This is a genomic window from Thermosynechococcus sp. PKX82 (assembly GCF_031583255.1).
Classification (GTDB): Bacteria; Cyanobacteriota; Cyanobacteriia; order Thermosynechococcales; family Thermosynechococcaceae; genus Thermosynechococcus.
In genome coordinates this window covers 1857970-1883363 of the sequence record NZ_CP134169.1, presented here as the reverse complement: position 1 = coordinate 1883363, position 25394 = coordinate 1857970, and the positions used below count along the sequence as shown (strand labels likewise).

Genomic DNA, 25394 nt, shown 5'->3' with positions numbered 1-25394 from the left:
CTAGGCTTCTTGAAGAATCGGCTCAGCCGTATCGTCTTCAGTGGCTTCGGGAATGTCTTCAATGACTTCCTCAGTGGTCTCTGCGGTGGCCTGCTGCTGTTGTTGCAGGAGTTGCTGACGATAGCGCTCTGCCATCTCTTCAGCCTTTTCATAGACCAACTGCGGATTTTTCACCATGTCACCGGGTTCTGGCTCCAGTTGCTTGGTGGACAGGGAAATCCGACCCCGCTCAGCATCAAGGTCAATAATCATCACCTTGACTTGGTCATTGACATTGAAAACACTGTGGGGCGTATCAATGTGATCGTGGGAAATCTCGGAAATGTGCAGCAGACCGCTAACCCCACCAATGTCAATGAAGGCACCGTAGGGCTTAATCCCACGCACGGTTCCAACCACCACTTCGCCCACTTCCAGTTTGTTCATCTTGCGTTCGACAAGGGCACGGCGGTGGCTGAGGACGAGGCGGTTGCGCTCTTCATCCACTTCTAAAAACTTCAGGGGTAGCTCTTCACCCACCAATTCTTCTTTGTTGACACGGGTGCTGATGTGGGAACCGGGGATAAAGCCGCGCAGCCCTTCAATGCGCACAAGGGCACCCCCACGGTTGGTGGCAAAGACCTGAGAACGAACGGTGGCATCTTCCGCTTGCAGTTGGCGAACGCGCTCCCAAGCCCGCATATACTCAATACGACGAATCGAGAGGGTAAGCTGCCCTTCCTCATTTTCATCCGCCAAGATAAAGAACTCACGGGTTTCGTTCGGTTGCAGGACTTCTTCCGGACTGTCAATCCGGTTGATAGACATTTCTTGGATAGGGATGTAGGCAGCGGTTTTCGCACCGATGTCAATCAGGGCACCCTTCGGTTCGATGCTAAAGACGGTGCCAGCAACAATGTCGCCGGGGTTGAAGTGGTAATCGTACCGGTCCAGTAAGGCTGCAAAATCAGCATGCGTAAAGCCCACGTCTAACGTTTTTTCCTGATTGACCATGCGAGTGTTTTCCTAGCTCCTTTAACGAAAATGGGGGTGTATAGTGAGTTATCAAGCGGGCAGAAGTGGGTGCCATACGCAATCATACCAGCGATCGCTCGAACACTTTCTGACTGGATCTACAATGTTAGCCTAGAGTTTGCCCGTTGGCTAGCAGCATCGATAAAATTTTGGTCATTGATGAAGATAGATGTTAATTTTTGTGTACTACTGAGGAATGGGCATGGCGCGACTAAACCGCCGACAGGTCAAGCAATTTTGGCAGGAGTTCCGCGAATTTGCCTTAAAGGGGAATGTGATTGATCTAGCGATCGCTGTCGTGGTGGGGGGTGCCTTTGGCCGCATTGTTACTTCCGTTGTTGAAGACCTCATCATGCCCTTGGTCAATCCTCTGATTCCCGGGGGCGACTGGCGCGAACTGACCGTCGGCTCAGGCATTCGAATTGGCAAATTTTTGGGTAGTTTACTCGACTTTGGGGTGATTGCCCTCAGCCTATTTATTCTCCTGAAACTGATTTTGCCCTTGCTGCCCAAGAAACCGCCTGCCCCCGAACAACGGGAGTGCCCCTACTGCTTGGAGTCTGTGCCCCTCAAGGCGAGTCGCTGCCGTGCCTGTACCTCTGAACTCCCCCCCCTGTAGGAGTCCTCAGCAATGCGATCGTGGCAACGCTGGATCTCTGGGCTGTTGGTGGGGCTATGGCTGGCCATCCTCACCAGTTGTGGAACAACGCCGCCTACCCAAGGCACCCAGATTGAATTCTGGACCATGCAACTGCAACCGAAATTTACTGACTACTTCCATCGCCTGATTGCGGCATTTGAAGCCCAACATCCCGATGTCCATGTGCGCTGGGTGGATATTCCTTGGACAGCAATGCAGACCAAAATTCTCATGGCAGTATTAGCGGGCACTGCTCCCGATGTGGTGAACCTGAACCCCGACTTTGCGGCGTTGTTGGCAGGACGCAATGCGTGGCTCAATCTCAATGACTATGTGCCGCCAGCCGTGCGCGAGCGTTATTTACCGAATATCTGGCAGGCAACGACGTTAGAGGGCAAGAGTTTTGCCGTGCCTTGGTACCTCACCTCGCGGGTAACGATTTATAACAAAGCGATTCTTGCCGCTGCTGGGGTCGATCGCCCCCCGCAAACCTTTGCTGAACTTGCCAGTGTTGCTAAAGTCGTGAAGGAGAAAACGGGCAAATACGCCTTCTTTATCACGATGGTGCCCGAGGACTCTGCCGAACTGATGCAGGCCATGGTACAGATGGGGGTAAAGCTTGTCGATGATCAAGGCCGTGCTGCCTTTAATTCCCCAGTGGGCAAAGCCGTTTTCCAGTATTGGCTGGATCTCTATCGTCAGGGACTCTTGCCGCCACAGGTGCTGACTGAAGGCCACCGCCAAGGTATTGAACTCTATCAAGCGGGACAAACGGCGCTAGTGATGACCAGTCCGGAATTTTTGAACGCGATCGCCACCAATGCCCCCACTATTGCAGCCGTTTCAGCCCCTGCCCCCCAGTTGACCGGAGACACTGGCAAGAAAAATGTTGCTGTGATGAATTTACTGGTGCCCCGCCAGAGTCGCCATCCTGACCTAGCCGTAGAATTTGCCCTCTTTGTCACCAACAATGAAAACCAACTCGCCTTTGCCAAGGAAGCGAATGTTCTGCCTTCTACACAAGCAGCCTTAGCGGATTCCTACTTCCGTACCATTGGTGAAAATGCCACCCCTGTGGACATTGCCCGATCCGTCAGCGCTGCTCAAATGAGCCAAGCAGAGGTTCTCATTCCCCCCCTGCGGGATATTAAGGAGCTACAACGACTCCTCTACGAAAACTTGCAAGCTGTCCTCCTCGGACAAAAGACAATTGATCAGGCTCTCAAGGAGGCCGAGACCGCTTGGAATAGCCGCCTAGGATGACCTTTGCGAGTGGGTGTGAAATTTCATCAGCCTTCCGGGCTTTTAACATTGACTTAAGCTATCGAAGCGAATATTGGCTTGAGCCATGCGTTTGAGGGCTTCACCCAAGCGATCGCGATCGGCAATGAGGCTAATGCGCACGTATCCTTCACCCCCTTCGCCAAAAGCATTGCCGGGGGTCACAACAACGCCTGTCTCCTGAAGCAGCTTGAGGGCAAAATCTGTCGAACTCATGCCCACGGGTACGGGCACCCACAGGTACATCGTTGCTTGGGTTGGGGTGAGTTGCCAGCCCAGTTCATTCAAGCCTTGAATCAGAAAATCCCGCCGTTGGCGATAGCGATCGCACACAGAGGCAATGTAGCTATCGGGCAGGCTCAAGGCCACCTCTGCCGCTTTCTGTAAGACGGAAAAAACCCCATAATCTAAGTTCGTTTTCAGCGTACGCAAGCCCTGAATAATGTGGCGGTTGCCCACCACAAACCCCACCCGCCAACCGGCCATATTGTAGGTTTTTGAGAGGGTATGGAACTCAACGCCGATTTCCTTGGCACCGGGAATTTCCAGTAAGCTGGTGGGTTGATAGCCATCAAAGGCCAGTTCAGCGTAGCAAAGGTCATGCACTAGAAGGATTTGATATTCGCGGGCAAAGGCAACGATTTCTTCAAAGAAAGAGCGGGGGGCGATCGCCGCCGTAGGATTGCTGGGATAGTTGAAGTACAAAACCTTGGCTTGGCGGGCAATGTCACTGGGAATCTCACTGAGATCAATGAGCCAGCCCTTTTCCCGTTTGAGAATGAGGGGATAGATGTTGGCACCGGCGATCGCAGGTCCACGAAAATGGGCAGGATAGGCCGGGCTGGGCACGAGGACGACATCCCCCGGATTGACATAGGCAAGGGCAAGGTGCGTCAGTCCCTCTTTTGATCCCAACAGGGGGAGGGCTTCCCCATCAGGATCAAGGGAGACATTGTAGCGGCGCTGATACCAACGGGTAATGGCTTGACGGAAAACCGCTGTGCCTTCAAAGGGGGGATAACCGTGGTAGCTGGGTTCCTCAAAGGCGGCGATCGCTGCTTCAATCACCGGACGCGGGGCGGAGCCATCGGGATTGCCCATCCCCAAGTCAATTAAGTCCAGTCCCTGCTGGCGAGCTTTCAGCTTCAGTTCATCGAGACGCGCAAAGACGTAGGGCGGCAATGCCCCCAAGCGATCGGCCGGCTGAATCCACTCTAACCCCATCTAACGGGCACTCCCATCCAAGACTGTGGCACTGTAGCCGACCACGGTGGACACCATTGCTTCTAGCACCAGATCAGGCGTCACCGGAAACGGCAAATGGTGAATATCGGAGTGGGGGGCACAAGCAACCGTAGCAACATGCTGGAGCTGGGCTAAGCTGGCCTCTTGGAAACCCAAGTCCTCTAGAGTCAGGGGCAAACCCACCTGTTCATAGAACTGGCACAGCTGATGGCGAGCGCTAGCAGCTAGTTGACTGCCTTGAACTAGCTCTTCCAAGCGTAGTTGCACCAGAATACCGTAGGCCACTTTTTCTCCATGGAGGGTGCCCCTACTTTGGGGCAGTTGGGTCAGACCGTTGTGCACCGCATGGGCTGCCACCGTGCGGCATTGGGCACCCCCCAAGCCCCCAATCATCCCTGCCATGAGGACACTGGCATCGACGACATTTTCCCAAGCGGTACTGCCCACATTGGCCAGGGCCTCAGCGGATTGCTGCAAGAGAATATCGCGCAATACTCGGGCTTGCTGTACCGCCGCCACAATCAGGGTTTCTTGACGGTGACCACTACTCACCGAGGCCTCATACCACTTGGCAAGGGCATCGCCAATGCCGGCAAGCAGGGTTCGCTTCGGCGCCGTTTGAATCAGGGCATAGTCCAAGAGCAGCAGATCCGGGCAACGGTGGAGTGCCACATCATAGGCAAAGGCACCGGCCTCCGTATAGATGTTGGAGAGGGCTGTCCAAGCGGCACAGGTGGCTGCGGACGTGGGGATCGTCACTACGGGCAAGTGTAATTGATGCCCCAAAAGTTTAGCGGTATCTAGGGCTTTGCCACCGCCAATGCCAATGATGAGATCGCTGCCTTGCGCCTCTTGGCGGAGCTGGGCAAGGGTGGATTCACTGCACTCACCATGGAATGTCCCTACGCTGAAGGTGAGATCATGGGAGCGGGCGATCGCCTGACACTCCTGCTCAAGCTGCTGATACCGCTGCGGTGAAACCACTAAAAGGGGATGATGCCCCAATTGAACAATGGCTTCCCCCGCTTGGGAGAGAATTGACCAACCGCGATAGACGTGGGTAGGTGCAATACAAAGGGGTGAAAACGAAGCAGCAGTCACAGGCCGTATAAATAAGGACTATTTAGAGCATCTGCGGCAAAAATAGAGTCGTTTTCGCTCTAGCCGTAGAGATCTATCTTAGCTGCTCTTCTTCTGACTTTCCGTTTGCACGTACAAAATAATCAAGAACACTGTTGGCACCAAGACAAACATGGCTGTTGCCACCAAGCCAAAAGGATTCACTTCCATGGTATGTACCCCACAACGCTGGCTTTTATTTTATCAATGCTGTGTCCCCCTTGGGGCGATCGCCCTTGGCCAAGGTCAGCCTCAGGGATTGGGCAATTTTTTGGGCGGTGATGGGAGCCAGCAAAATACCGTTGCGGTAATGGCCAGTGGTCAGCCAAGTGTGGTCGTCTATTTTTTCGATGATGGGTGCCGGACGATCGCTCGGGCGGGGTCGCAGTCCCTGCCACTGTTGGGTCACAGGAGCCGTTTTCAGAACTGGCCAAAGTTCGATCGCCCGTCCATGCAGTTGATCAAGGGTTTGCGGATTCGCGGTGAGGGTGTTGAACTCCACGGTGGCGCCCACCCACACCCGCCCCCAAGGCAAGGGGACAAAATGAATGCCTTCAGCCGTCATCACTGGTGTATTGCCATCAATATGACAGGCAAACTCTAGGGCTTGTCCCAAAACCGGTTCCACAGTGACAGAGCGATCGAGGGCTTGCGTAAGGGGCGTTGTCCCTAGACCTGCCGCTAAGATCAGGTATTCGGTCTCGATGGCTGCTTGATTGAGCTGTAAAATCCATCCCCCTTGGGGCGATCGCTGGAGCTGCCGGACAGGGCTTTGATACAAGAACTTGACGCCCCGTTGATGAGCCGCTTGGCGCAGGGCTTGAGTCAAGGGTTTAGGGGTGACTTGGCGATCGCCCGTTGCCCAAAGTGCACCGTGAATGTGGTGGATATCCACAAGGGGACATTGATCTTGGACTTCTTTTGGCGAGAGCCACTGCACGCCTTGGGGAGCCTGTTCCTGCAACCATGCTTGGGTGGCGATCGCCTCGTCCTTAGTGGTACAGATTTCGATAATGCCTCGGCGCTGGTAGGGAATCTGAACCCCCGTTTCTGCCGCCAACTCCGGAATGAGGGTTTCATAACGTGCCAAACTGGCCTGCCGTAGTTGAAAGTTGCGTCCACGTCGCCGCCGACTGAGGTGGACAATGAGAACACCAAGAGCCGCACCGGTCGCTTGCCAATCTTCCTCCCGTTGTGCTTCAAGGACAAGAATCGGCGTTTCCGCTGGATCAAGCACACGACTCAGTTCGTAGGCGATCGCCGAGCCAACCACCCCAGCGCCCACAATGGTCACTGTTGCATTTGCTGGCAGCACCGTCACAGTGTGGCAACTGTATTAACTAATTCCCAATTTTCATTTTCGGCAATGGCGCGACTCACACGGTCAAACCATTCAAAGCAGTGATTATTTTTCTTGAGGGTCAGTTCCTTATTCTTGAGCACCAGATCAAACTTGGTGACATCCTTTTGGGGCGTGGTTTTATCAATCAGGACTTCAACCGTGACCAGTTGGGACATTGAAATGGCATCGAGCGCGCTCTCCCGTGCCACGACGTAATCATCCCCCACATGGGTTACCGTCAAATCGCAGGCTTCTAGGGTTTGCACCAGCTCTTCCTTTAGCCGTGCCCGAGGGAGTGCAATAGTAACAACACGAGCATATCGAGCCATAACCGCCAAGTGGTAAACTAATAATTCGCGAACAATGGTTCTAGTGTAATCACGGAACAGACGGGGCGCTGTCACTGCGGGTGTTCCTAGGAAATCACAGGGAATTGAGCATTACCCCCATTGTAAGGTGACCTGCATTGTATGGCAGGATGCCGCGATTATATCAAACCTTTCTTCAAAATCGCTGAATTCATGCATCCCTACACTGGTTTGTTTATTGTCCTAGAGGGGGGAGAGGGTGCCGGCAAAACGACCCAAATGGGGGCGATCGCCACATGGCTAGAGGAAAGTGGCTGGCTGGCAAAATTACGATCCGCTGACATTGATCCGCCCCTGCTGCTGACCCGTGAACCGGGGGGAACGCCCCTTGGCCAAGGCCTGCGGCAACTGCTGCTCCATAGTGATTTAGAGATTGATCCCATGGCAGAACTCCTTCTCTATGCCGCCGATCGCGCCCAGCACGTGGCGACGAGTATCCGCCCCCAACTGCAACGGGGGGGCATTGTCCTGTGCGATCGCTACACGGCTTCCACCATTGCCTACCAAGGCTATGGGCGGGGACTGGACTTGAGCCTCATCGAGCACATCAACCAGATTGCCACCGCTGGACTGATGCCGGATTTAGTTCTCTGGCTGGATCTGCCGGTTCAGGTTGGCCTTGCCCGCACCCAACGGCGGGGCATAGCGGATCGCCTAGAGCAGCATGCGGTGGCCTTTCATGAGCGAGTTCGTCAAGGATTTATGGCCTTGGCTGAGGCAGGGGGCGATCGCTGGCAGCGAATTGCGGCGGATCAACCCACTGATCAGGTGAGTGAAGCTATTCAAGATTGTCTAGCGGCTCATCTGCACCGCTGGTTTGAGACCTTGAGCCAGCGCCGTACTGGGGGCGATCGCGAATTGGAATAGCTCTCGTCCTTCCTGAAAAATTTGCTCAATGGGCAGCATCTGGCCACGGGTGGTCATAAAGCGGTGATCAGGTGTCGCACAAATCGTTGAGCCATCCTCAAGTTCATACTCATACACGGGACGGAAGCCCTGAAAGTGCCATTGGGCAATGGGCTGGGTATAAAGATGCCCTTGGGAATCAAGGCTGTACACCTGACAGGCCAATTTTTCCTGCACCAAGCGGCGAATCGGGACAGCCCCATATTCCACCGTCATCACCGCCGTCTCGCCACTCAGACAGTATTCAGCAAAATCCAGCATCTGCTTAAAGAGTTCTTGGGCGACTGTGCTGGGCACCCCATTTTTCGCCGCTCCCTCAATAAAGAGGGCTTCATGTTTTTCCATTTCCTCTTTTTTCTTCTTGCCCATCGCGCGGCGGAGCAGATCCGCTTGACCCAGAGAATAGCCTGCCAAGTCCTGCGCCATCCGCATGATTTGCTCCTGATAACAAAGAACGCCGTAGGTTTCCTGCAAAATGGGTTTCAAAAGCTCATGTTGATATTGAATGGGTTCCCGACCATGCTTGCGGTTAATGAATTTGGGAATCAGGCCTGCATCCAACGGTCCCGGTCGATAGAGCGCCAGCACCGAGGAAATGTCTTCCAGATTTGAGGGCTTGAGATCTCGGACAATTTGGCGCATCCCCGAAGATTCTAGTTGGAAGATCCCCTCCAGTTTACCTTCCGCCAGAATTTGGTACGTCTTGGCATCATCTAGGGGCAATGCATCCAAATCAAGGGTTTGACCGTGGTTTTTCTGGATCAGCTCCCGCGTCTTTTGGATCATTGTCAGGTTCTTGAGACCCAAAAAGTCCATCTTCAAAAGGCCAAGGGATTCCAGATCCTCCATGAAATACTGGGTAATCACCGCCCCATCGTTATTGCGTTGCAGCGGCACCAGTTGATCCAAGGGTTCTGAGGCAATGACAACGCCGGCTGCATGGACGCCATAGGTTTTGTTGGTGCCCTCAATGCGCATCGCCATATCAATCCAGCGGCGCACCAGCGGATCACTGTCGTACTTTTCCTTGAATTCTGGCGAGGGGGTGTCATCGGAGATCATCACCGCCAATTTAACTGGTTTGCCCCGCACCACCGGAATCAGCTTTGCCATTTGATCCGCTTGGCTATAGGGAATATCCAGCACCCGTGCCACATCCTTGAGCACCGCCTTTGATGTCATGCGGTTGAAGGTGATGATCTGGGCGACGCGATCGCTGCCGTATTTTTCGGTGACGTACTGGATCACCTCCTCGCGGCGGTCAATGCAGAAGTCCGTATCAATATCGGGCATGGACTTGCGCTCAGGGTTCAAAAACCGCTCAAAGAGCAAGCCGTGGTGTACGGGATCAATGTTGGTAATGCGCAGGGCATAGGCTACAAGGGAACCCGCTGCCGATCCCCGCCCTGGCCCGACGGGAATGTTGTGGTCGCGGGCATATTTGATGTAGTCCCAAACCACAAGGAAATAGTTCGAAAACCCCATCTGCTGGAGTATTTTGAGTTCGTATTCCAAGCGCTGCCGGTAGGTGGGATCCAACTGCTGGCGATCGCTGAGGTGAAATCGCTCCAACAGTCCTTGCCACGCCACTTGCTCTAGGTAGGTATCGGCTGTATGGCCAGCAGGCACTGGAAACTCTGGACTTTGGGGTTCACGAAAGATGTCATAGGGTTCAATCTTTTCGGCCACTTCAAGGGTATTCGCCAAAGCCTCTTCAATGACCTCAGCGGGCAAGTGATCCCGAAACAGCCGAGCCATTTCAGCAGCGGATTTCAGGTACTCCGTGCCGCTATAGCGCATCCGCTTGTCATCGGTGAGCAGCTTGTTGGTCTGGATACAAAGCAGGGCGTCGTGGGCTTCAACGTCATTGCAGGAGATAAAGTGGGAGTCATTGGTGGCAATAATTTTGATCCCCAACTCGCGGCCAATGCACACCAGTTCAACGTTGACTACCCGATCCTCTTGACTGCCGTGGTCTTGGATCTCAAGGTAAAAATCCTCACCAAAGGTCTCTTGATACCAGGCAGCAACACTGCGTGCCAAATCCGGCTTGCCCTGCAAAATGGCTTGGGGAATCTCACCACCGAGGCAAGCACTGGTGACAATGAGTCCGTCGCGGTATTGCGCCAACAGTTCTTTATTGATGCAGGGGCGAGCAAAAATGCCCTTGCCTTGGAAGCCCTGCAGGTGGGAGATGGTGGTGAGTTTGCAGAGGTTGTGGTAGCCCTGTTTATTTTTGGCCAGCACCACTTGGTGAAAGCGGGGTTTGCGCTCCTGTTTGGTGATGTCGCCATTGATGACGTACATCTCATTGCCAATGATTGGCTTCAGGGGTTTGCCGCGACACAACTTTAACAGTTCAACGGCGCCATACATCACCCCGTGATCCGTGAGGGCGATCGCGGGCATCCCCAATTCCATTGCCCGTGCCACTAGGTCGGGAAGCTGGCTAGCTCCATCGAGGAGACTGTAATCACTGTGAATATGCAGACCGACGAAGGACATGGGCAACGGCTATCAACCTAGGAGAAACGCAGGGGACTAGGACAACTCAGGCAAGCTATTGAGATAGGCCTTGAAGTCCGCTTCAGCATCACGGAAGCCCTCTTGAGCCACGGTGACACTATTCAGATCCGCCCCCTGATCAATTTTCAGGAAGTCATCCGTCAGGGCACGGGTCAAAGCTGTGGGGGTGGGTTGATCCTTGGCCAAGAGATTGCGGTTGAGGGCACGCATATCCATCAGCATTTCACCGAGAGGGCCGCGCATAATGTTGCGGGCTTCCTGCCAATCCCCTTTGGCCACACTGACCTCTAGGTCGGCAAAGCGTTCAGCATTTTTCTCAATGTCACTCAGGTAGTCTTGAATGCGAGTAATTTGCAACTCACTATAGGTGGGCGGAGGGGTGGTCGTGGCACTGGGGCTGCCACAGCCGACTAAAATAATGGCAACAACGCTTAATAGGATTGAAATTAGGGATTTTCGATTTAGGCGCAGCATAGAACCTCAGCAGTCAATGGTGTCGTAAAAAACACGGTTCTATTCTGCCATGATCCCGTGGCGATCGCCGCCAGCACCCCCTTGGGACAGATCGGAAGAGCCATCACTGACACTCAGAGGGCACCCCCACACCACTGTCGCCTGATCATAGATCACCATCCCCGGTGGAGCGCCCTTCGGTTTTTGCACATACTTGCGGCGAGTATAGACCACGGGTACTTGGGCACTGGCACGGGCTTGACTATGGTAGGCCGCCAAATTCGCCACGTATTGAATATCTTTCTCACTGGGCACCTCCCCCGCTGCGAGGCGGAGAATCACGTGGCTTCCTGGAATCTCTTGGGTGTGAAACCACCAATCGTAGGGACTGGCAACGCGAAACGTAAGATCGTCATTCTGGCGGTTGTTGCGCCCCACGAGAACCGTGAAGCCACTTGGTGTCGTATAGCGTAGGTAGGGACTGGGCGTGGTAGGGGGACGATAGTAATCGGGCGCCGTCAGGTATCCCTGTTGAATCAATTCAGCGCGAATCTCCTCAAGGACATCTAAGGATGTGGCTGTGGCGAGGGTGGCCGCCACCTGATCGAGATAGGCGAGTTCCTCTTCAGCAGCGGTGAGGAGCGGCGTAATGTGCTGCTGGGCACGTTTGAGTTTCTGCTGTTGTTTGTACAGCTCCTGCGCCGTTTGGATGGCACTCTTCTCTGGCGAGAGGGAAATGGCAAGGGGTTCTTGGGTGGCAAAGTCCGTCACGATCAGTTTCGTCATCCCCGGTTGCCACAGGTGAGCATGGGCCATCAGTAGGTCGGCCAAATACCGCTGGCGATCGCCCCCAGCCGCCGCCGCTAAGCGTTCCCGAAAGCCCTCAATTTTGGCGATCAGTTTTTGCCGCTGTGCCTGTAGGCTCTGGTGCAACTGTTGACGGAGTTGCTGCGTTTGCTGTTGCCGCAGTTGGTCTTGGTAGTAGGTGGCAAGCAGCTCATGGATAGTGGCCGTTGGCTGGCTCTGAGTCCCAAGAGGGGGAATGACGCGATAGCCCGTTGATGTCAATTGGGGGACAAAATGCCCGCTCTCTAAACACGCCAGCCAGTGCTGCCAATGGTCAAATAGCCGTCGCCATTCTTCAGCGGTTAGCTCTGTGGTGTGACTTTCTAGGGACAATGCGGCATCCGCCAGTAGTTGCTGTACCAAGGCTGGACTCAGTCCCCGATAGGCCTTCAGAAGTTGCTGCCGCAGCAGTCCGGGAATCACGCTTACCTGTTGTTGCCACTGCTCAAAGGGAATCTCGCAACTGGGCAACGCGGCCGTTAGGGGGGGTGGGGGCACATAGGGTTGACCGGTCAGAATTGGGCGCAAGCGGGACTGTTGGGCATTGACTTGGTGGGCAGCAGTAACAATTTCCCCGGCAGCGTTAACCAGAATCACGTTGCTGTACTTGCCCATGATCTCGGCATAGAGACGCCACTGCGTTGCTGCCTGCGGACGAGGGGCAAATTCCAAGACCAAGACGCGCTCCCAAGGGTTGACTAACCCCACCCGCACAAGGGCAAGGCGATTGAGTTGGGCATGGAGTTGCTGACTAAAAGTAAAGGTGTCGGGTTGGCGGGGGGGCGGTGGTTCAAAGGCAATGCGTGCCGCTTGGGGATGCCAACTGAGGGTCAGCCAATCCTGTTTTTTCAGCGTGCGCAGCGCCAAGGCAATCGTGTGGCGATCGCGCTGGTAAACCGTTTCGAGCCGTGCCGGTAGCCAATGTTGGAGATCGGCACAAACAGCACGCAGGGTGGTCAAATCAACGGGTTGCACCGTCCAAACTCCGCAGAATTTTTTGAGGGAATCGGCCTCAAGCTATACTAGTCTAGCCACTCTCTGGCCTTTTGCCACCGCGTGTTTGCTATGGCACTTTCCCGTCAATATCCACCCCCCTTACCACTGGCTCAGCCTTGGCGACGGGCGATCGCCACCAGCATTGACTTTATCCTCATCTGGTTGACGAGTGTTGTCGGTATCACGCCGGGGGCAGCCATTCAGTGGGAGCAACTGTTTGTTTTTGCCATCGTTTGGTGGTTGCTGCGGGTGGCGATGGTGAACCGCAATAAGGGTCAAAGCCCCGGCCATTGGCTAATGAATGTGCGCCTGTTGGATCAGCGGCAGCGGACACCGGATCTCCTTTCCCTCAGCAAGCGAGAACTGGTGATTGGTGTCGGGGCGCTGTTGACATTGGCAGGCTTGGAGTCCTATGGCCCGAGTATGGCGCTGATTATTTTGGCACTGCCCTTGGCCGTTGACTGTAGCTTGGCGTGGATTGATGAAGAGCACCGCACGCTCCACGATCGCCTTGGCGGCACAAAGGTATATCGCTGTCGGCGGGGCTTTGCCCTTGATCGCAAGCTCATTGAATTGGTGAGCAAAATCCGCAAAGATCTGCCATAATTAGAGATCGGCTCACTGGATAGATAGGCAAGACCATGGCTAAAGCAAAAGGCGCCAGAATCATTATCACCCTAGAGTGCACAGAGTGTCGCACTAATCCGGCCAAGCGATCGCCTGGCGTATCTCGCTACACCACCACCAAAAATCGTCGCACCACCACAGGGCGGTTAGAACTGAAGAAATTTTGCCCCCACTGCAACAAGCACACCATTCACAAAGAAATCAAGTAATTAGAGGACAGCTATGGCATTTTATCGGCGACGCATTTCTCCCATTCCCCCTGGACAGCCCATTGATTACAAGGATGTTGATTTACTACGGCGCTTTATCACTGAACGGGGGAAAATCTTGCCGCGGCGGGTGACCGGTCTCACGGCCAAGCAACAGCGACAACTTGCAGTGGCGATTAAGCGGGCACGGATCATGGCACTCTTGCCGTTCTTGAATCTCGAAGGCTAAAAACTCGCGATCGCTAATTGGTTTTTGCGAAGGGGGAGGTTTAGACTTGCCCCTTTATTTTTGCTTGCTCTCCCTGCCTAAGTGTGCAAATATGAGAATGGTTATCATTCATCTATTTCTCTATGGCTATCCAAGCTCACCTTAAACGCTGGGGGCTGCTGGTAACTCTGGGGGTATTTTTGGGCAGTTGTGCCCCCCAAGCCCAGTCGCCACAGGAGCAAGAGACCTCACAGGCAGAAGCCCAATTCACCATTGTGACGACTTTCTTACCCATCACTGCCTTTACAAAAGCGGTCGCAGGCGATCGCGCCACTGTTGAGCAACTCTTGCCGGCCAATATTGACCCCCATGACTTTCAAGCGCGGCCTGAGGATGTGCGGCTGCTGGCCACAGCAAGGGTTTTGGTCAAAAATGGCCTTGAGATGGAAACCTTTTTAGACAAACTGATTGAAAACGCCGCCAATCCCAATCTCAAGATCATTGATACCAGCGCGGGGGTGGCCACCCTTGCCAGCGAAAAGGATAATCACGAGCACCACCACGATCACCACCACGACCACGCTCATGATGACCACGGTCACAGCCACGGTGAATTCAATCCCCACATTTGGCTAGATCCCCAGCGTGCCATGCAGCAAGTGAAAAACATTCGCGATGGTCTGATTGCTGTGGATCCCGAAGGGTCTGCCATCTACGCGCAAAATAGCACTGCCTTTATTCGAGAGTTAGAAGCCCTAGATGCCCTCGCCCGGGAAAAACTTACTCCCTTTGCGGGCAAAACATTTGTGGTTTATCACGATGTCGCACCCTACTTTGCCGAGAGTTATAACCTGAAAGCGATCTATCTCGTGGGCATTCCGTCGGTTAACCCCTCACCTGCGGATGTGCAGCGGGTGATGCAGGCGGTGCAACAAAGTGATCTGAAAACGCTCCTGACGGAACCGGGGCAAGAACAGGTCTTTGAAAGTTTAGCGCAGGATTTGGGCGTAAAAGTGAGTGTGTTTGATCCCCTAGAGCGTGCTCCCACTGCCGCTGATCTCACGCCGACCTACTTCCTGCAAAGAATGGAGCAAAACATTCGCAATCTGGCTGAGGCTTTTGGGGCGCAACAGCAAGCCTATCGTCGTCCCGATGCGATCGCGGTGGTAGGGACATGGTGGATGCAGGTGAATAGACCGTTAGGGGCAGCACTGTGAACGAATACCTGCTAGAGGTGGAAAACCTCTCGGTGCGGCGGGGCGATCGCTGGGTGGTGGAAAATGTCTCCTTTACCCTCGCCGCCGATACGAATATGGCCATTATTGGTCCCAATGGGGCGGGCAAAAGTAGCCTGATTCAAGCCATTTTGGGCATTATTCCCTACCAGCAGGGACGGGTGACCCTCTTGGGCTATGGTATGGGCTATCGCCGCACGCTCCCCTATGTCCGCCAACAGGTAGCCTACTTGCCGCAAAATTTTCAGTGCGATCCACGCATTCCGATCACCGTGGCTGAATTTGTGGGTTTGGGCTGGGGGCAACCTACGTGGCAGTGGCCTTGGCAGCATCGACAACAGCGCGATCGCGCCATCTTGGAAAGTCTCCAACGCCTGCACCTCGAGCATCTTGCGACACAACCCATGAGTTCCCTTTCCGGGGGCGAAACAAAGCGCGCCCTCTTGGCCTATTGCTTGGTGCAACCCCGTCGTCTCCTGATTTTGGATGAAGCTCCCGCTGGCTTAGATCTCCGAGGTGAGCAACAGTTTTATGACCTACTGGAGACCCTCAAGGTGAGTGAGGGCTGGGCAATTTTACAAATTTCCCATCACTTGGAGCGGGTAAGGGCAACCTGTGATCAGGTGCTGTATCTCGATCGCTCTGTCCAAGGACTGGGAACCCCCGAACGGGTGCTGCAACAGTTTGCTGCTTAAACGGGGGATTCTCTCCTAGCAAAGAAATCCAGCAGAATGCGCTGGTGGATGGCGCCTAAGGGGCGATCTTCGCCGAGGGTTTGGGCATAGTGAACCCCAGCCACCACCGAATCGTAGGGTACCAAGTCCATGCCCTGTCCTTCGTTGAGTACCAAGTTTTCCAGTGCACACGTCAAAGGGCCTGTGAAAATATAGCGATGTACTTGGGGATCGCCGTACTCTCCAAAAAAGGTGAGGTGAGGTGGGCAGTAGCCAATCTCCTCATAGACTTCCCGCTGGACGCCCGCGAGCGGTGCTTCTTCGGGTTCAAGATGACCGCCAAAAAGTCCCCAGTGGCCGGCATACAAAATATGGGGACTGTCATCGCGCAGCTGCATAAGGACGCGATCGCCTTGGTAAAGAACCGCAAGGGCAACGGGAACAATCGTGGTTGCTGGCATTGTCTTGCAAGATATGTCGTTAGGGCTACTCTACCCTAGAAACGTAAAGCCAATCCTAAAGTAGATTAAAGCTAAAATGAAGAGTATAGTAGCAAGAACAAATCAACAACCGCTAAAACGTTGAGCAAAGGGTAGCCAGAGGTAAACGTCGCGCTTTGGAGGGCTATCCCCAGCGGGCAGCTGTTAAGTCTCCTCTTTCATAGGATGGTTTCGATAACAAATTTGAGCTTCCCTTATTTTTCTATCAAATTTTACAAATGGCTGCAGGAATTTAACAACGTTGGTACGGCCTTGCCCTTTCTTAAGATTGTCTTAATATTTCCCTAGCAGCTGTGCTATAACTTTGTTCATTGCTTGGAGTGCATCGTCCTATGTTTTACCGTTTAGCCGAACAACACCGCCAGTTTATTCGCGATTTAGTGTTGAACCTGCAAGCTCTGGCAATTGCCCTAGAAAACCGAGGCTACATGGCCTCCTGCTACACCTGTGGCGGTGAACTCAACAGTGCCTCTTTCATGGTCAGCTTGGCCGACAACCACCTGATTCGCTTTTTGGTCTCTGACTATGGGATCACTTGGACTGAAATGCGCGATGACCGCGAACTCATGAAACTCGAAGGGGCAGAGGCGATCAATCAACTGCAAGAACTGGCCAATCTCCTCAAGGAAGTCCGTATCCCCACTGCGGTTTAATCCTGTCGGGGCTATCCCTCGATCTTTTGTCGGTGCTAGCTTAAAAGTAGCTGGACTTTCCTTCTACCTTGATCCCCACCCTCAATGACTGAAGCGTCCCTTAGTTGGCAACACCAGTACCTCAGCGTTAACCAAGTACGCCTGCACTATGTCACCCAAGGCAGCGGTGATCTTGTGATTCTGTTGCATGGCTTTCCAGAGTTTTGGTACTCTTGGCGATTTCAAATTCCCGTACTGGCTCGTCATTTCAAGGTTGTAGTGCCAGATCTACGGGGCTACAATGACTCCGAGAAGCCTGCCCACGGCTATGATCTCGATACCCTCAGCCAAGATGTCACGGCGCTGATCCAAGAACTGGGCTATGAACGCGCCCACATTGTCGGCCATGATTGCGGTGGCCTGATTGCTTGGCACGTGGCGGCACGTTTTCCGCAGAGGGTGCAGCATTTAGCCGTCTTGAATACCCCCCACCCCTACCGTGTGGGACTGGAACTCTGGCAACAGGTAGAGCATTTTTGGCGCAACTGGCCACTGTTGGCTTGCCACATCCCCGGCTTGGCGGAATACTGGCTAGGGCATAATCTGCGGAGTTTTTTGCAGGATCTCTTTCAACGCTACTCCATCCGCAAGGCTGCCTTCTCGGCAGAAACCGTGCAACTCTATCAAGCGGCTCTCGAAAAAGCGGGGGCGATCGCTGCGGTGCTCAAAAGTTATCGCCATCTTTTTTCACCCCAACAGTGGTGGCACCTACTGCAACAGCACACGGAAGCCATTACCAGCCCCACCCTGATCCTCTGGGGCGCCGATGATCCCCTCGCCCAACCCAGCCTTGCCAACGGTATCGAAGCGTGGATCCATGCACCGTGGCGGCTGAAATATCTGCCCGACTGTGGCCATTGGGCACAACAGGAAGTGCCGGGGCTGGTCAATCGTGAACTGCTTGCCTTTTTGCGTGCCTAAAAAAATCCCCCCACCACTCGGCAGAGGGAAAGGCACGGATTGAGCCAACTAACTCGCTTAGGCCAGCCACTCCAGCACTGCTTCTTCCTTGGGATTGGTGCGACGTTCGGGGGTTTCGCGGGTGAACTTCATGTGAATGGCGCGGTTTTGTTCCCCATCTGCCGCCACTGCCAAGATCGGGAAGTCAATGAGGCCATCTTGGAAGGACATTTGGAAGCGGAATGTACCATCGGGATTGAGTTTGATCGGGCGCCCACCAATGGTGACGGTGGCATCTGGCTCCGTAGCCCCATAGACAATGAGTTCAGCATCCGCCACCAACCAGAATTTGCGGGGACGAATGGGAGCCGCCGAAGCTGAGAAGCCAACGCCCGACATCGTCAGACCCGACACCGTCGGCACAGCCCATAGGCCAACCCCAGAGGGGAAGACGTAGGAACTGATGGCCATTTCGGGCAACTGGGAGATGGAGCCGGGGACTTGGTGCATGGAACCAAAGAGAGAACCTGCCACCCGCTGCGCTTCGGCTCCTTCGGCCATGGCAAAGATGCCTTCGTAAATGGGATGGGGTTCGGCAGTGCCCGCCAAGGGTGCCCCCAGATCAAAGAGGGTTTTGCCCCGCAGATCCATATCCCAATCCACCGTAATGAATTGATCCCAGACCCAATCTGAGGGGTAGGTGGGGGGAATATGCACAGGGGCAGAACGGGCTAGAACCAACCAGCGGCCATCGGCACAGCGGTAGCCAATTTCCACCACATAGTCGCGATCGCTCACGGGGATGGGCAGATACCACTCCCGCGCCAACTCATCGCAGGGGTACTCCTGAACACTGTGGGGAATTTGGCTATCGAGGTTGATATTCGTGGCATCGTAGAGCCGGAGAGCCAGTTGCTGACCCCCTTGCCGCCGCAATTCTTCGCGGTGCTCGTTGGGCACATCCCAATAGGCGTAGGCCCACTGCGGATCCCGGGGCATGAGGACAATGCGGCTTTCACCATAGCCCCCCGGCAAATCCCCAAGACCTTCATCTACAGAGGCCAAGAGAACATCCTCTTGAGCAGGACCGAGGTCAAATTTTGCTGCTTCCACTTTTTCTTGCGACTCCAGATTAGAGGGGACAGGTTGGACAGAAATGGTAGTGGTGGATCCGTTGGCTTGCGCCTGCTTTTCACGGATGGCAGCGAGGAGTTGATCTTTGCGCATACGGCTATAGCGGGACACTTGCAGTTCACTGGCAATGCGCCGCAACTGCCGCAAGGTCATTTCTTCTAAAGGGGGGCGATCTTTCGGCATGGGTGCCTCCTTATCGTGGGTTGATAGACAGAGCTATCCTTTGCCCTTGATCTTTGGCAAAAAAGTCTTGGGGCGTCAAGGGAATTCGGGCACACTTCTAGGAATTTATACGCAGTTTACTCTTTTGCAGGGATCAAATGTCAGGATTTCATAACATTTATTCTGCACGGGGATCAAGATAGCGGTTTGCTATTCCTGTTCAGCCTCAAACCACCTTCTGCGAGGGGGAAGGGAGTATAGTGAGAAATGTATCCCTGCAAATGCTGTGGGGACTTGCAAGGAAATTCCTGAATGTTACTGATGCCACCACAACCACTATGACGATCGCCCCGAGCCGCTCCCTCGCTGACCTTTGCCGTGCTGACTTTCCGATTTTGGCGCGACAGGTGCACGATCGCCCCTTGATTTACTTTGACAATGCGGCCACCTCCCAAAAGCCCTTGGCAGTTCTCAATACCCTTGAGGACTACTATCGTCGCTACAACTCCAACGTCCATCGGGGCGTACATACCCTGAGTGCTGAGGCCACCACGGCCTACGAAGGGGCACGGGAAAAAGTGGCGCGTTTTGTTAATGCCCCCCATGCCGAGGAGATTATCTATACCCGCAATGCCAGTGAGGCGATTAACCTCGTGGCCTATAGCTGGGGCATGAATACGCTGCAGGCAGGGGATGAAATAATCCTGACGGTGATGGAGCACCACAGTAATTTGATTCCGTGGCAGTTTGTGGCGCAGAAAACCGGTGCTCGCCTCAAGTTTGTGCAACTCACTCCAGAGCAAACGTTTGATCTTGACCACTACGCAAGTCTTTTGAGCGATCGCACGCGATTGGTGGCCGTTGCCCATGTATCCAACACGCTGGGGTGCCTGAACCCGATTCCCGAGATTGTGCGTCTTGCCCATGCCAAGGGGGCGCGGGTACTGGTGGATGCCTGCCAAAGTGTGCCTCATGTGCCCGTTGATGTGCAGCAGTTGGGCTGCGATTGGCTGGTGGCCTCCGGTCATAAAATGTGTGCACCCACGGGCATTGGTTTCCTCTGGGGACGCGCGGAACTCCTGCGGCAAATGCCCCCCTTCTTGGGCGGTGGCGAAATGATTGCCGATGTCTTTCTCGACCATGCCACCTATGCCGATATTCCCCATAAGTTTGAGGCGGGAACGCCAGCGATTGCGGAGGCGATCGCCCTTGGGGCAGCGGTGGATTATCTGAGCCAGTGGGGGATGGAGCGCATTCATGCCTACGAACAGGAACTGACGGCTTATCTCTTTGAACGTCTCCAAGAACTGGCCGATGTGACGATCTATGGCCCGAAGTCCGGCGATCGCGCTGCCTTGGCCAGCTTTACCGTTGGTGAGGTGCATCCCCACGATCTCTCGACCATCCTTGATCAGTCGGGGATTGCCATCCGCGCAGGACACCACTGCACACAGCCTTTGCACCGCCATTTAGGGGTTCAGTCCACGGCACGGGCCAGCCTCTATTTCTACAACACCCGCGCTGAAATTGATCAGTTTATTGCTGCCCTTGGGGAAGCCATTGCCTTCTTTAGGGATGTCTTTGCCTAGAGCTTGAGACTCAACAGTTCACTCGCTTCAGCCTGAAAACCGGCACTAGCAAGGGCATGGCGGGCGCGATCGGCATCTTCAACGCGAAACTGTGGTCCTAGGCGTACGTACTGGGCATGGTAGCCATCGGTCACTTTGACCACTACCGGCACCTTGGGCATGTCGCCCACCTGTTGTTTGAGCACTTCCGAGAGGCGACTTTGGGCTTGAATGTCCCCCGCTTGCTCAACAGGCAAATCCACAAGCACCAGCTTCACCGCTTCAAGGGGTTCGGCATCTTCAATCAGGAGTTGGGGGCGATCGTCGCGCATCTCTAGGGTGCCCCACAGCAGTAGCCGATGATCAAGCTGTAACTGCCCATGAATGCGTTCGTAGGCTTTGGGAAAGACGACAGCTTCCGCTTGACCCGTGAGGTCTTCCAACTGCACAATGGCCATCCGCTCGCCGCGCTTGGTGGTAATGGGCTTGAGTCCTGTCAGCAGGGCAATGACACTCACTATCCCTTGACCTGTGTACTGCTCGAGATCCGCCAAGCTAATAGGGGCAATCATGGCCGCTGGCCGATGAATATCCTTGAGGGGATGGTTCGACACATAAAATCCCAGTAGGTCTTTTTCTTGGCGGAGCTTTTCGGCATCCGGTAGGTCGTCCACTGGGGGCGCACTGGGGGCTGGGTCATAGCTACCGCCGGATTCATTGCTGGAGCCACCCGCCAACATATCAAAGAGGTTGACTTGCCCCACCGCCCGATCCTTGGCGCGCGCCTGTGCCCACTCCAGCACGAGGGGGAGATCCTGCATCAGTTGGTTGCGGTTGCGCTGCGGATGCAGACTATCCATGGCACCACAGGCAATCAGGGATTCAAGGGCACGACGGTTGAGAATGCGACTATCGCCCCCCGCACGCGGAACCCGTTCGCAAAAATCCGCCAAACTTTGAAAGGCACCCCCCTCTGCCCGTGCCTGCAAAATGGCCTCAATCACTCCCTGACCAACATTGCGTACGGCCGACAGACCAAAAAGAATTTTGTCCCCCACGGGCGTAAAGTCAATATCCGAGCGATTCACATCGGGGGGAAGAACCTCAATCCCCATGCTGAGGCAGGTGGCAATATAGCGCTGTACCTTGTCTTGGTCGCCACTATTCGCCGTGAGCAAGGCGGCCATGTACTCGACGGGAAAGTTGGCCTTGAGAAAGGCGGTTTGATAGGTCACATAGCCGTAGGCCGTGGAGTGGGACTTGTTAAAGCAATTGGCGGCGATCGCTCCATTGGCCAAGAGAAAATTGTGATCCCCAGCTAAACCAATGTCATAGACCGCTTGCCAACCCACTAGCCGCCGGCGGACAATCTTCACGCTTCACCTTTCCAAACGCTGCGCTCTCTATTCTAATCGCCGCACTGTCTCGCGAGCGGGAATCCGCAGATCCCGCAGGGGCATGGCGCTTAAACACTGGTAGTGAGCTGTGAACCAATCAGGCGTTTGCACACCAATACTGGCTAGGGCCGCCACGGTTGGAAAAGGCCACAGTCGCTCAAAGATCACTTCCCCCTGCCAGCCAAATTGCAGAAAATAGCAGCCTACCGGTGCCTGTAAGTGATCTAGGAGTCGCCGTCCGAGGGCATAGAGGGTTTGTCGCTGGCGATCGCTGGCATGGATAGGTAACTGCCATGTCCCTTCAAGGCAGCCAATGATTTCGCCAAAGAGCGTCCCCTTTGCCGTTTGCGCTAGTGGCAACTGATAGAGACCCCCTGTGCTGGTTCGTATCCCCCACTGGGTAACCAAGGCACGCAACGCTTGACACTGCTGCCAAAGCTCGGATGATGCCCAATGGGTGAGGCTATAGTCTAGCACCTGCGGTTGGGGAGCGATCGCGATCGGGGCATCGAGAGGACAGATGGCAATCTCGGCACTGTCTTGGCACTGTTGCAGCAGGGGTACCACTTGGGTCGCGACTTGATCCGCAGACAGTTCGGCTTCCCTTGGCTGTGCCGCACACCAAATCCGTATTTTCAATCCTCTAATCCTCCTGCTGCGAGGGCAGCTAACCAGCGATCCATGAGCATGGCGTGCTGTGCTAACCGCGAGAAAATTGCATCTGCCAAGGTCTCATTGTAGGTGTGGACGGTTAAGTTGCGATCATCCACCATTTTTAGCGCTAAACGGCCTTCCTCTGGAGTAAGTAGGCCAACAGCCAAGCAAGCACGGATCACGCCCTTCGGTGAGGCGATGTCTAATCCTTCGCGTTCCCGTAGATATAGTTGTGCTGCTTTCCAGACGGCTTCTAGGGTGTATTCAAATCGCTGAATTGCAGCATCCCGAATAATCGTATCTGTGCGCTTACCCAAGGGCAATTCTTGCAAAGCAGCTAGCGCTCTTTGGGCAACCACTAATCGTTCCCTGAGCCGATCCACTCAATTCCCTCTGCAATCACTCGCGATCGAAAGTCGGCGGACACTTCTGATAAATCCACGACATCGACTGGATAGATCAAATTGGACATCTCTAGGTGCTCCCGCAACTCACTCAACAGCCCCACGGGCAGTGGTGCAAGGGGCAAAATCCCGACATCTAAGTCAGAGCTTTGGCGGAGAGCACCACGGGCAGCCGAGCCGAATAGATAGACCTTGACGGGAAACCCTGTAAAAAAGTCTTCTAGTATTTTTTTGAGTTCCCGCAGATCTTCGTTGGCAGGGGTCACGCTTTGATTCCTGTCCACCTAGGTATTAAAGCTGGGAATCAAGCCAACGCGCGCAGGTTGCAATGAGGGGAATCCCTGCTGTTGTTGCTGGCGGGCTTGAGCGGCCAAGAGGGTTTGCAGATTCCGCAGTTCGGCACGCAGTTGCGCGTTTTCTTTTTCGAGGCTTTCAATTTTGAGTTTCACTTGACTCAGCCGCTCACTAAATTTTTGCCGATAGACTTCGGGCATTTCCTGGATGACGCGCTCTAGCATCTCATTGCGATCGCTCAATTCAATGACTTGAGCTTTCAATTCATTCATTTCCGCTTCACGACTTTGGCTCTGCTGCTGGTAGGCAAGGATCTGTTCTTGATAGGCAGCAATTTGTGCTTCCACCTGTTGCACTTGGGCTTGCAGCAACTTCAGGGCTGCGGCATTGGCTGCCTCGGTCTTGCGGGCTTGGTAAAAGCGCACAAATAACTCAGGATGCTGCACCATGAGTTGATAGAGTTCCTCTGAGAGTTGCTGCACGAGTTGATCCCGTATCAGCAGTTCATCGGCTAAGTTGAGGGAAGTATCGTTCACGGCGGCTGCTCTCCAAGGGATTGTGCTGTGGCAAATTTTACGCTGGTTCTGATCCGCTCATGCAAGATTTGGAATTTTCCACCTACCATCAACCGGTACTGGCAAGCGCAGTTCTGGAGGCATTGCAACCCAAGGCCGGGGGACTCTATTTGGATGCAACGGTGGGAGGTGGCGGCCACACGGCACTGCTATTGCGCAGTGAACCTACCTGTCGGGTGCTGGCGATCGATCAAGACCCGATGGCTCTAGCGGCGGCTCAGGAATTCCTCGCCCCCTTTGGCGATCGCGTCCAGTTTTGGCACGGCAACTTTGCTGATCTGCCTGTGGCTGAGCCGATGTTTGATGGCATTCTCGCAGATTTAGGAGTGAGTTCCGCCCAGTTGGATCGTCCAGAGCGGGGCTTTAGTTTTCGCTTTGATGCCCCCCTCGATATGCGCATGAATCCCGCTAACCCTTTGACAGCGGCAACGGTGATTAATCACTACAGCGAGCGAGAACTGGCGGATATTTTCTACGAATATGGCGAAGAACGCTTTGCCCGCCGCATTGCTCGCCACATTGTTGCCCGTCGTCCCCTTGCCACCACCCAAGAACTGGCGCAGTTGGTTGCCCACTGCCTCAAAGCTTCTCCGCGGCAACGCATTCATCCAGCCACACGGGTTTTTCAGGCCTTGCGTATCTATGTGAACCAAGAGCTAGCGGTGCTCGACCAATTTTTGGCGCGATCGCCCCAATGGTTAAAGCCCGCAGGGCGCATTGCCGTCATTAGCTTCCATAGCTTGGAAGATCGGCGGGTGAAGCAGGCGTGGCGTGGCAATCCCCTCTTGGCAGTTGTGACTCGTAAACCGATTGTGGCGGATGCAGCGGAAGTTGCTCTCAACCCGCGATCGCGATCGGCAAAGCTACGAATTGCAGCGCGTACTTTTGCATGAATTGCCCGAATGATGGTTTATTTATGGGTATCTTTACAGTGCGTCATAATCTTTTAGGGTAATAAATTGCTGAGGAGTGCTGGAGTCTATGGTTGCTGCCCCTAAATTCAAATCCCGATTTATTCCCCAATCGTCGCCAACACTGACGGAAATTCGGCCTCTCCCCAAGCCGCAAATGCCCCTGTGGCAAAAAACTTTGCTGGGGATTCAATGGGTTTCTGGGGTGGCAGCCACCGGTGCCCTTGTGGCTGTACTGCCTCTCTATGGTTGGTCAGCCCTCTCTGAGCAGCAGTGGAGTCAAGCCTATGACCGCTTAGAAACCCTCAAACGGCAGGAGCGGGAGCTACTCGTCAGCAATGAAACCCTCCGCTATCGGGTGACGCAGCAAGTCCAACGCGCGCCCCAAGGTCTCGTGCCCCAAACGCCGCAACACATTCTTTTTGTGCCCAATGAGGGCAAGATTGCTGCCAAAACTCATTTTGAACGCCCCCCCGTGACACCACCACCGCAGCGCACTGTCAATTACTGATCG

At 54.4% G+C, this 25394-nt stretch carries 29 protein-coding genes; 13 read left to right on the top strand and 16 right to left on the bottom strand.

Features of this window, described 5'->3' with window-relative positions:
* Positions 1–993, bottom strand: a complete 993-nt coding sequence (locus RHH53_RS09350) for a 30S ribosomal protein S1 (protein ID WP_149818829.1) — start codon at positions 991–993, stop codon at positions 1–3.
* A 217-nt stretch (positions 994–1210) separates the two neighbouring features.
* Between RHH53_RS09350 and mscL the strand changes: the two genes are divergently transcribed.
* A complete protein-coding gene (gene mscL / locus RHH53_RS09345; protein ID WP_315863513.1) occupies positions 1211–1633 on the top strand; it encodes a large conductance mechanosensitive channel protein MscL in 423 nt (140 codons plus the stop codon).
* A 12-nt stretch (positions 1634–1645) separates the two neighbouring features.
* Complete coding sequence (locus tag RHH53_RS09340; RefSeq protein ID WP_310438164.1) at positions 1646–2917, top strand: sugar ABC transporter substrate-binding protein; 1272 nt, start codon at positions 1646–1648, stop codon at positions 2915–2917.
* 42 nt (positions 2918–2959) lie between these two features.
* Here the strand turns inward: RHH53_RS09340 and RHH53_RS09335 are convergent, their stop codons facing one another.
* The 5 genes from RHH53_RS09335 to RHH53_RS09315 form a co-directional block, all read right to left on the bottom strand.
* Complete coding sequence (locus RHH53_RS09335; protein WP_302676040.1) at positions 2960–4159, bottom strand: aspartate aminotransferase; 1200 nt, start codon at positions 4157–4159, stop codon at positions 2960–2962.
* Positions 4160–5290, bottom strand: coding sequence for an iron-containing alcohol dehydrogenase family protein (locus RHH53_RS09330; protein WP_206201677.1), 1131 nt, complete (start codon positions 5288–5290; stop codon positions 4160–4162).
* A 69-nt stretch (positions 5291–5359) separates the two neighbouring features.
* A complete protein-coding gene (gene psbM, locus RHH53_RS09325; RefSeq protein ID WP_149818817.1) occupies positions 5360–5470 on the bottom strand; it encodes a photosystem II reaction center protein PsbM in 111 nt (36 codons plus the stop codon).
* 25 nt (positions 5471–5495) lie between these two features.
* Positions 5496–6614, bottom strand: coding sequence for an FAD-binding oxidoreductase (locus RHH53_RS09320; protein ID WP_206199920.1), 1119 nt, complete (start codon positions 6612–6614; stop codon positions 5496–5498).
* 2 nt (positions 6615–6616) lie between these two features.
* Positions 6617–6970, bottom strand: coding sequence for a hypothetical protein (locus RHH53_RS09315; RefSeq protein WP_149818813.1), 354 nt, complete (start codon positions 6968–6970; stop codon positions 6617–6619).
* A gap of 192 nt (positions 6971–7162) precedes the next feature.
* On the opposite strand from RHH53_RS09315, the gene tmk reads away from it, so the two are divergent.
* Positions 7163–7876 carry a dTMP kinase gene (gene tmk / locus RHH53_RS09310; RefSeq protein WP_206199919.1) on the top strand — a complete coding sequence of 238 codons (714 nt, stop codon included), beginning with the start codon at positions 7163–7165 and terminating at the stop codon, positions 7874–7876.
* On the opposite strand, the gene RHH53_RS09305 is transcribed toward tmk, so the two are convergent.
* From RHH53_RS09305 to RHH53_RS09295, 3 genes are read right to left on the bottom strand one after another with little or no spacing between them, the layout of a single operon-like run.
* Positions 7802–10420, bottom strand: a complete 2619-nt coding sequence (locus RHH53_RS09305; protein ID WP_310743703.1) for a DNA polymerase III subunit alpha — start codon at positions 10418–10420, stop codon at positions 7802–7804. The genes tmk and RHH53_RS09305 overlap by 75 nt on opposite strands.
* 36 nt (positions 10421–10456) lie before the next feature.
* Positions 10457–10915: a photosystem II protein PsbQ gene (gene psbQ / locus RHH53_RS09300; protein WP_302678133.1), complete on the bottom strand. Its 459-nt coding sequence runs from the start codon at positions 10913–10915 to the stop codon at positions 10457–10459.
* Positions 10916–10954: 39 nt separating this feature from the next.
* Entirely contained in the window at positions 10955–12715 is a 1761-nt protein-coding gene (locus tag RHH53_RS09295; protein WP_302678132.1) for an NFACT family protein, read from the bottom strand.
* Between the two features lie 90 nt (positions 12716–12805).
* Between RHH53_RS09295 and RHH53_RS09290 the strand changes: the two genes are divergently transcribed.
* The 5 genes from RHH53_RS09290 (at position 12806) to RHH53_RS09270 (ending at position 15710) form a co-directional block, all read left to right on the top strand.
* Positions 12806–13342, top strand: coding sequence for an RDD family protein (locus RHH53_RS09290; protein ID WP_302679159.1), 537 nt, complete (start codon positions 12806–12808; stop codon positions 13340–13342).
* Between the two features lie 35 nt (positions 13343–13377).
* Positions 13378–13572, top strand: a complete 195-nt coding sequence (gene rpmG, locus RHH53_RS09285; protein WP_149818803.1) for a 50S ribosomal protein L33 — start codon at positions 13378–13380, stop codon at positions 13570–13572.
* A 13-nt stretch (positions 13573–13585) separates the two neighbouring features.
* Complete coding sequence (gene rpsR, locus RHH53_RS09280; protein WP_011057896.1) at positions 13586–13801, top strand: 30S ribosomal protein S18; 216 nt, start codon at positions 13586–13588, stop codon at positions 13799–13801.
* A 122-nt stretch (positions 13802–13923) separates the two neighbouring features.
* A complete protein-coding gene (locus tag RHH53_RS09275) occupies positions 13924–14997 on the top strand; it encodes a metal ABC transporter substrate-binding protein (protein ID WP_206199914.1) in 1074 nt (357 codons plus the stop codon).
* On the top strand, positions 14994–15710 hold the full coding sequence (locus tag RHH53_RS09270; protein ID WP_206199913.1) for a metal ABC transporter ATP-binding protein: 717 nt from the start codon (positions 14994–14996) through the stop codon (positions 15708–15710). The genes RHH53_RS09275 and RHH53_RS09270 overlap by 4 nt, the downstream gene beginning before the upstream one ends.
* On the opposite strand, the gene RHH53_RS09265 is transcribed toward RHH53_RS09270, so the two are convergent.
* Complete coding sequence (locus RHH53_RS09265; protein ID WP_206199912.1) at positions 15707–16150, bottom strand: NUDIX hydrolase; 444 nt, start codon at positions 16148–16150, stop codon at positions 15707–15709. The two genes, RHH53_RS09270 and RHH53_RS09265, sit on opposite strands and share 4 nt — an antisense overlap.
* Positions 16151–16521: 371 nt before the next feature.
* Between RHH53_RS09265 and RHH53_RS09260 the strand changes: the two genes are divergently transcribed.
* The gene (locus tag RHH53_RS09260) at positions 16522–16842 is read left to right on the top strand and encodes a DUF1815 family protein (RefSeq protein WP_149818796.1); all 321 of its coding nucleotides are present in this window, start codon (positions 16522–16524) and stop codon (positions 16840–16842) included.
* Positions 16843–16926: 84 nt separating this feature from the next.
* Positions 16927–17802: an alpha/beta fold hydrolase gene (locus RHH53_RS09255; protein ID WP_206199911.1), complete on the top strand. Its 876-nt coding sequence runs from the start codon at positions 16927–16929 to the stop codon at positions 17800–17802.
* Positions 17803–17859: 57 nt separating this feature from the next.
* Here RHH53_RS09255 and RHH53_RS09250 read toward each other — a convergent pair whose 3' ends face one another.
* Positions 17860–19098 carry a DUF4912 domain-containing protein gene (locus RHH53_RS09250; protein ID WP_206199910.1) on the bottom strand — a complete coding sequence of 413 codons (1239 nt, stop codon included), beginning with the start codon at positions 19096–19098 and terminating at the stop codon, positions 17860–17862.
* A gap of 317 nt (positions 19099–19415) precedes the next feature.
* Between RHH53_RS09250 and RHH53_RS09245 the strand changes: the two genes are divergently transcribed.
* Positions 19416–20666, top strand: a complete 1251-nt coding sequence (locus RHH53_RS09245; RefSeq protein ID WP_302678131.1) for a SufS family cysteine desulfurase — start codon at positions 19416–19418, stop codon at positions 20664–20666.
* Here the strand turns inward: RHH53_RS09245 and RHH53_RS09240 are convergent.
* From RHH53_RS09240 to RHH53_RS09220, 5 genes are read right to left on the bottom strand one after another with little or no spacing between them, the layout of a single operon-like run.
* Positions 20663–22021: an OB-fold nucleic acid binding domain-containing protein gene (locus RHH53_RS09240; protein WP_302678130.1), complete on the bottom strand. Its 1359-nt coding sequence runs from the start codon at positions 22019–22021 to the stop codon at positions 20663–20665. The genes RHH53_RS09245 and RHH53_RS09240 overlap by 4 nt on opposite strands.
* A gap of 27 nt (positions 22022–22048) precedes the next feature.
* Positions 22049–22681: a hypothetical protein gene (locus RHH53_RS09235; RefSeq protein WP_206199907.1), complete on the bottom strand. Its 633-nt coding sequence runs from the start codon at positions 22679–22681 to the stop codon at positions 22049–22051.
* On the bottom strand, positions 22678–23079 hold the full coding sequence (locus RHH53_RS09230; protein ID WP_315862888.1) for an HI0074 family nucleotidyltransferase substrate-binding subunit: 402 nt from the start codon (positions 23077–23079) through the stop codon (positions 22678–22680). Before RHH53_RS09230 ends, RHH53_RS09235 begins: the two co-directional genes overlap by 4 nt.
* Positions 23055–23366 (bottom strand): nucleotidyltransferase domain-containing protein, encoded by a 312-nt coding sequence (locus RHH53_RS09225; RefSeq protein WP_310438169.1) that lies wholly within the window; start codon positions 23364–23366, stop codon positions 23055–23057. Before RHH53_RS09225 ends, RHH53_RS09230 begins: the two co-directional genes overlap by 25 nt.
* An 18-nt stretch (positions 23367–23384) precedes the next feature.
* Complete coding sequence (locus tag RHH53_RS09220) at positions 23385–23930, bottom strand: Npun_F5560 family protein (RefSeq protein WP_149818787.1); 546 nt, start codon at positions 23928–23930, stop codon at positions 23385–23387.
* 59 nt (positions 23931–23989) lie between these two features.
* On the opposite strand from RHH53_RS09220, the gene rsmH reads away from it, so the two are divergent.
* Complete coding sequence (gene rsmH / locus RHH53_RS09215; protein WP_206199904.1) at positions 23990–24862, top strand: 16S rRNA (cytosine(1402)-N(4))-methyltransferase RsmH; 873 nt, start codon at positions 23990–23992, stop codon at positions 24860–24862.
* Positions 24863–24950: 88 nt separating this feature from the next.
* Entirely contained in the window at positions 24951–25391 is a 441-nt protein-coding gene (locus RHH53_RS09210) for a hypothetical protein (RefSeq protein ID WP_302678126.1), read from the top strand.
* Positions 25392–25394: the final 3 nt, after the last annotated feature.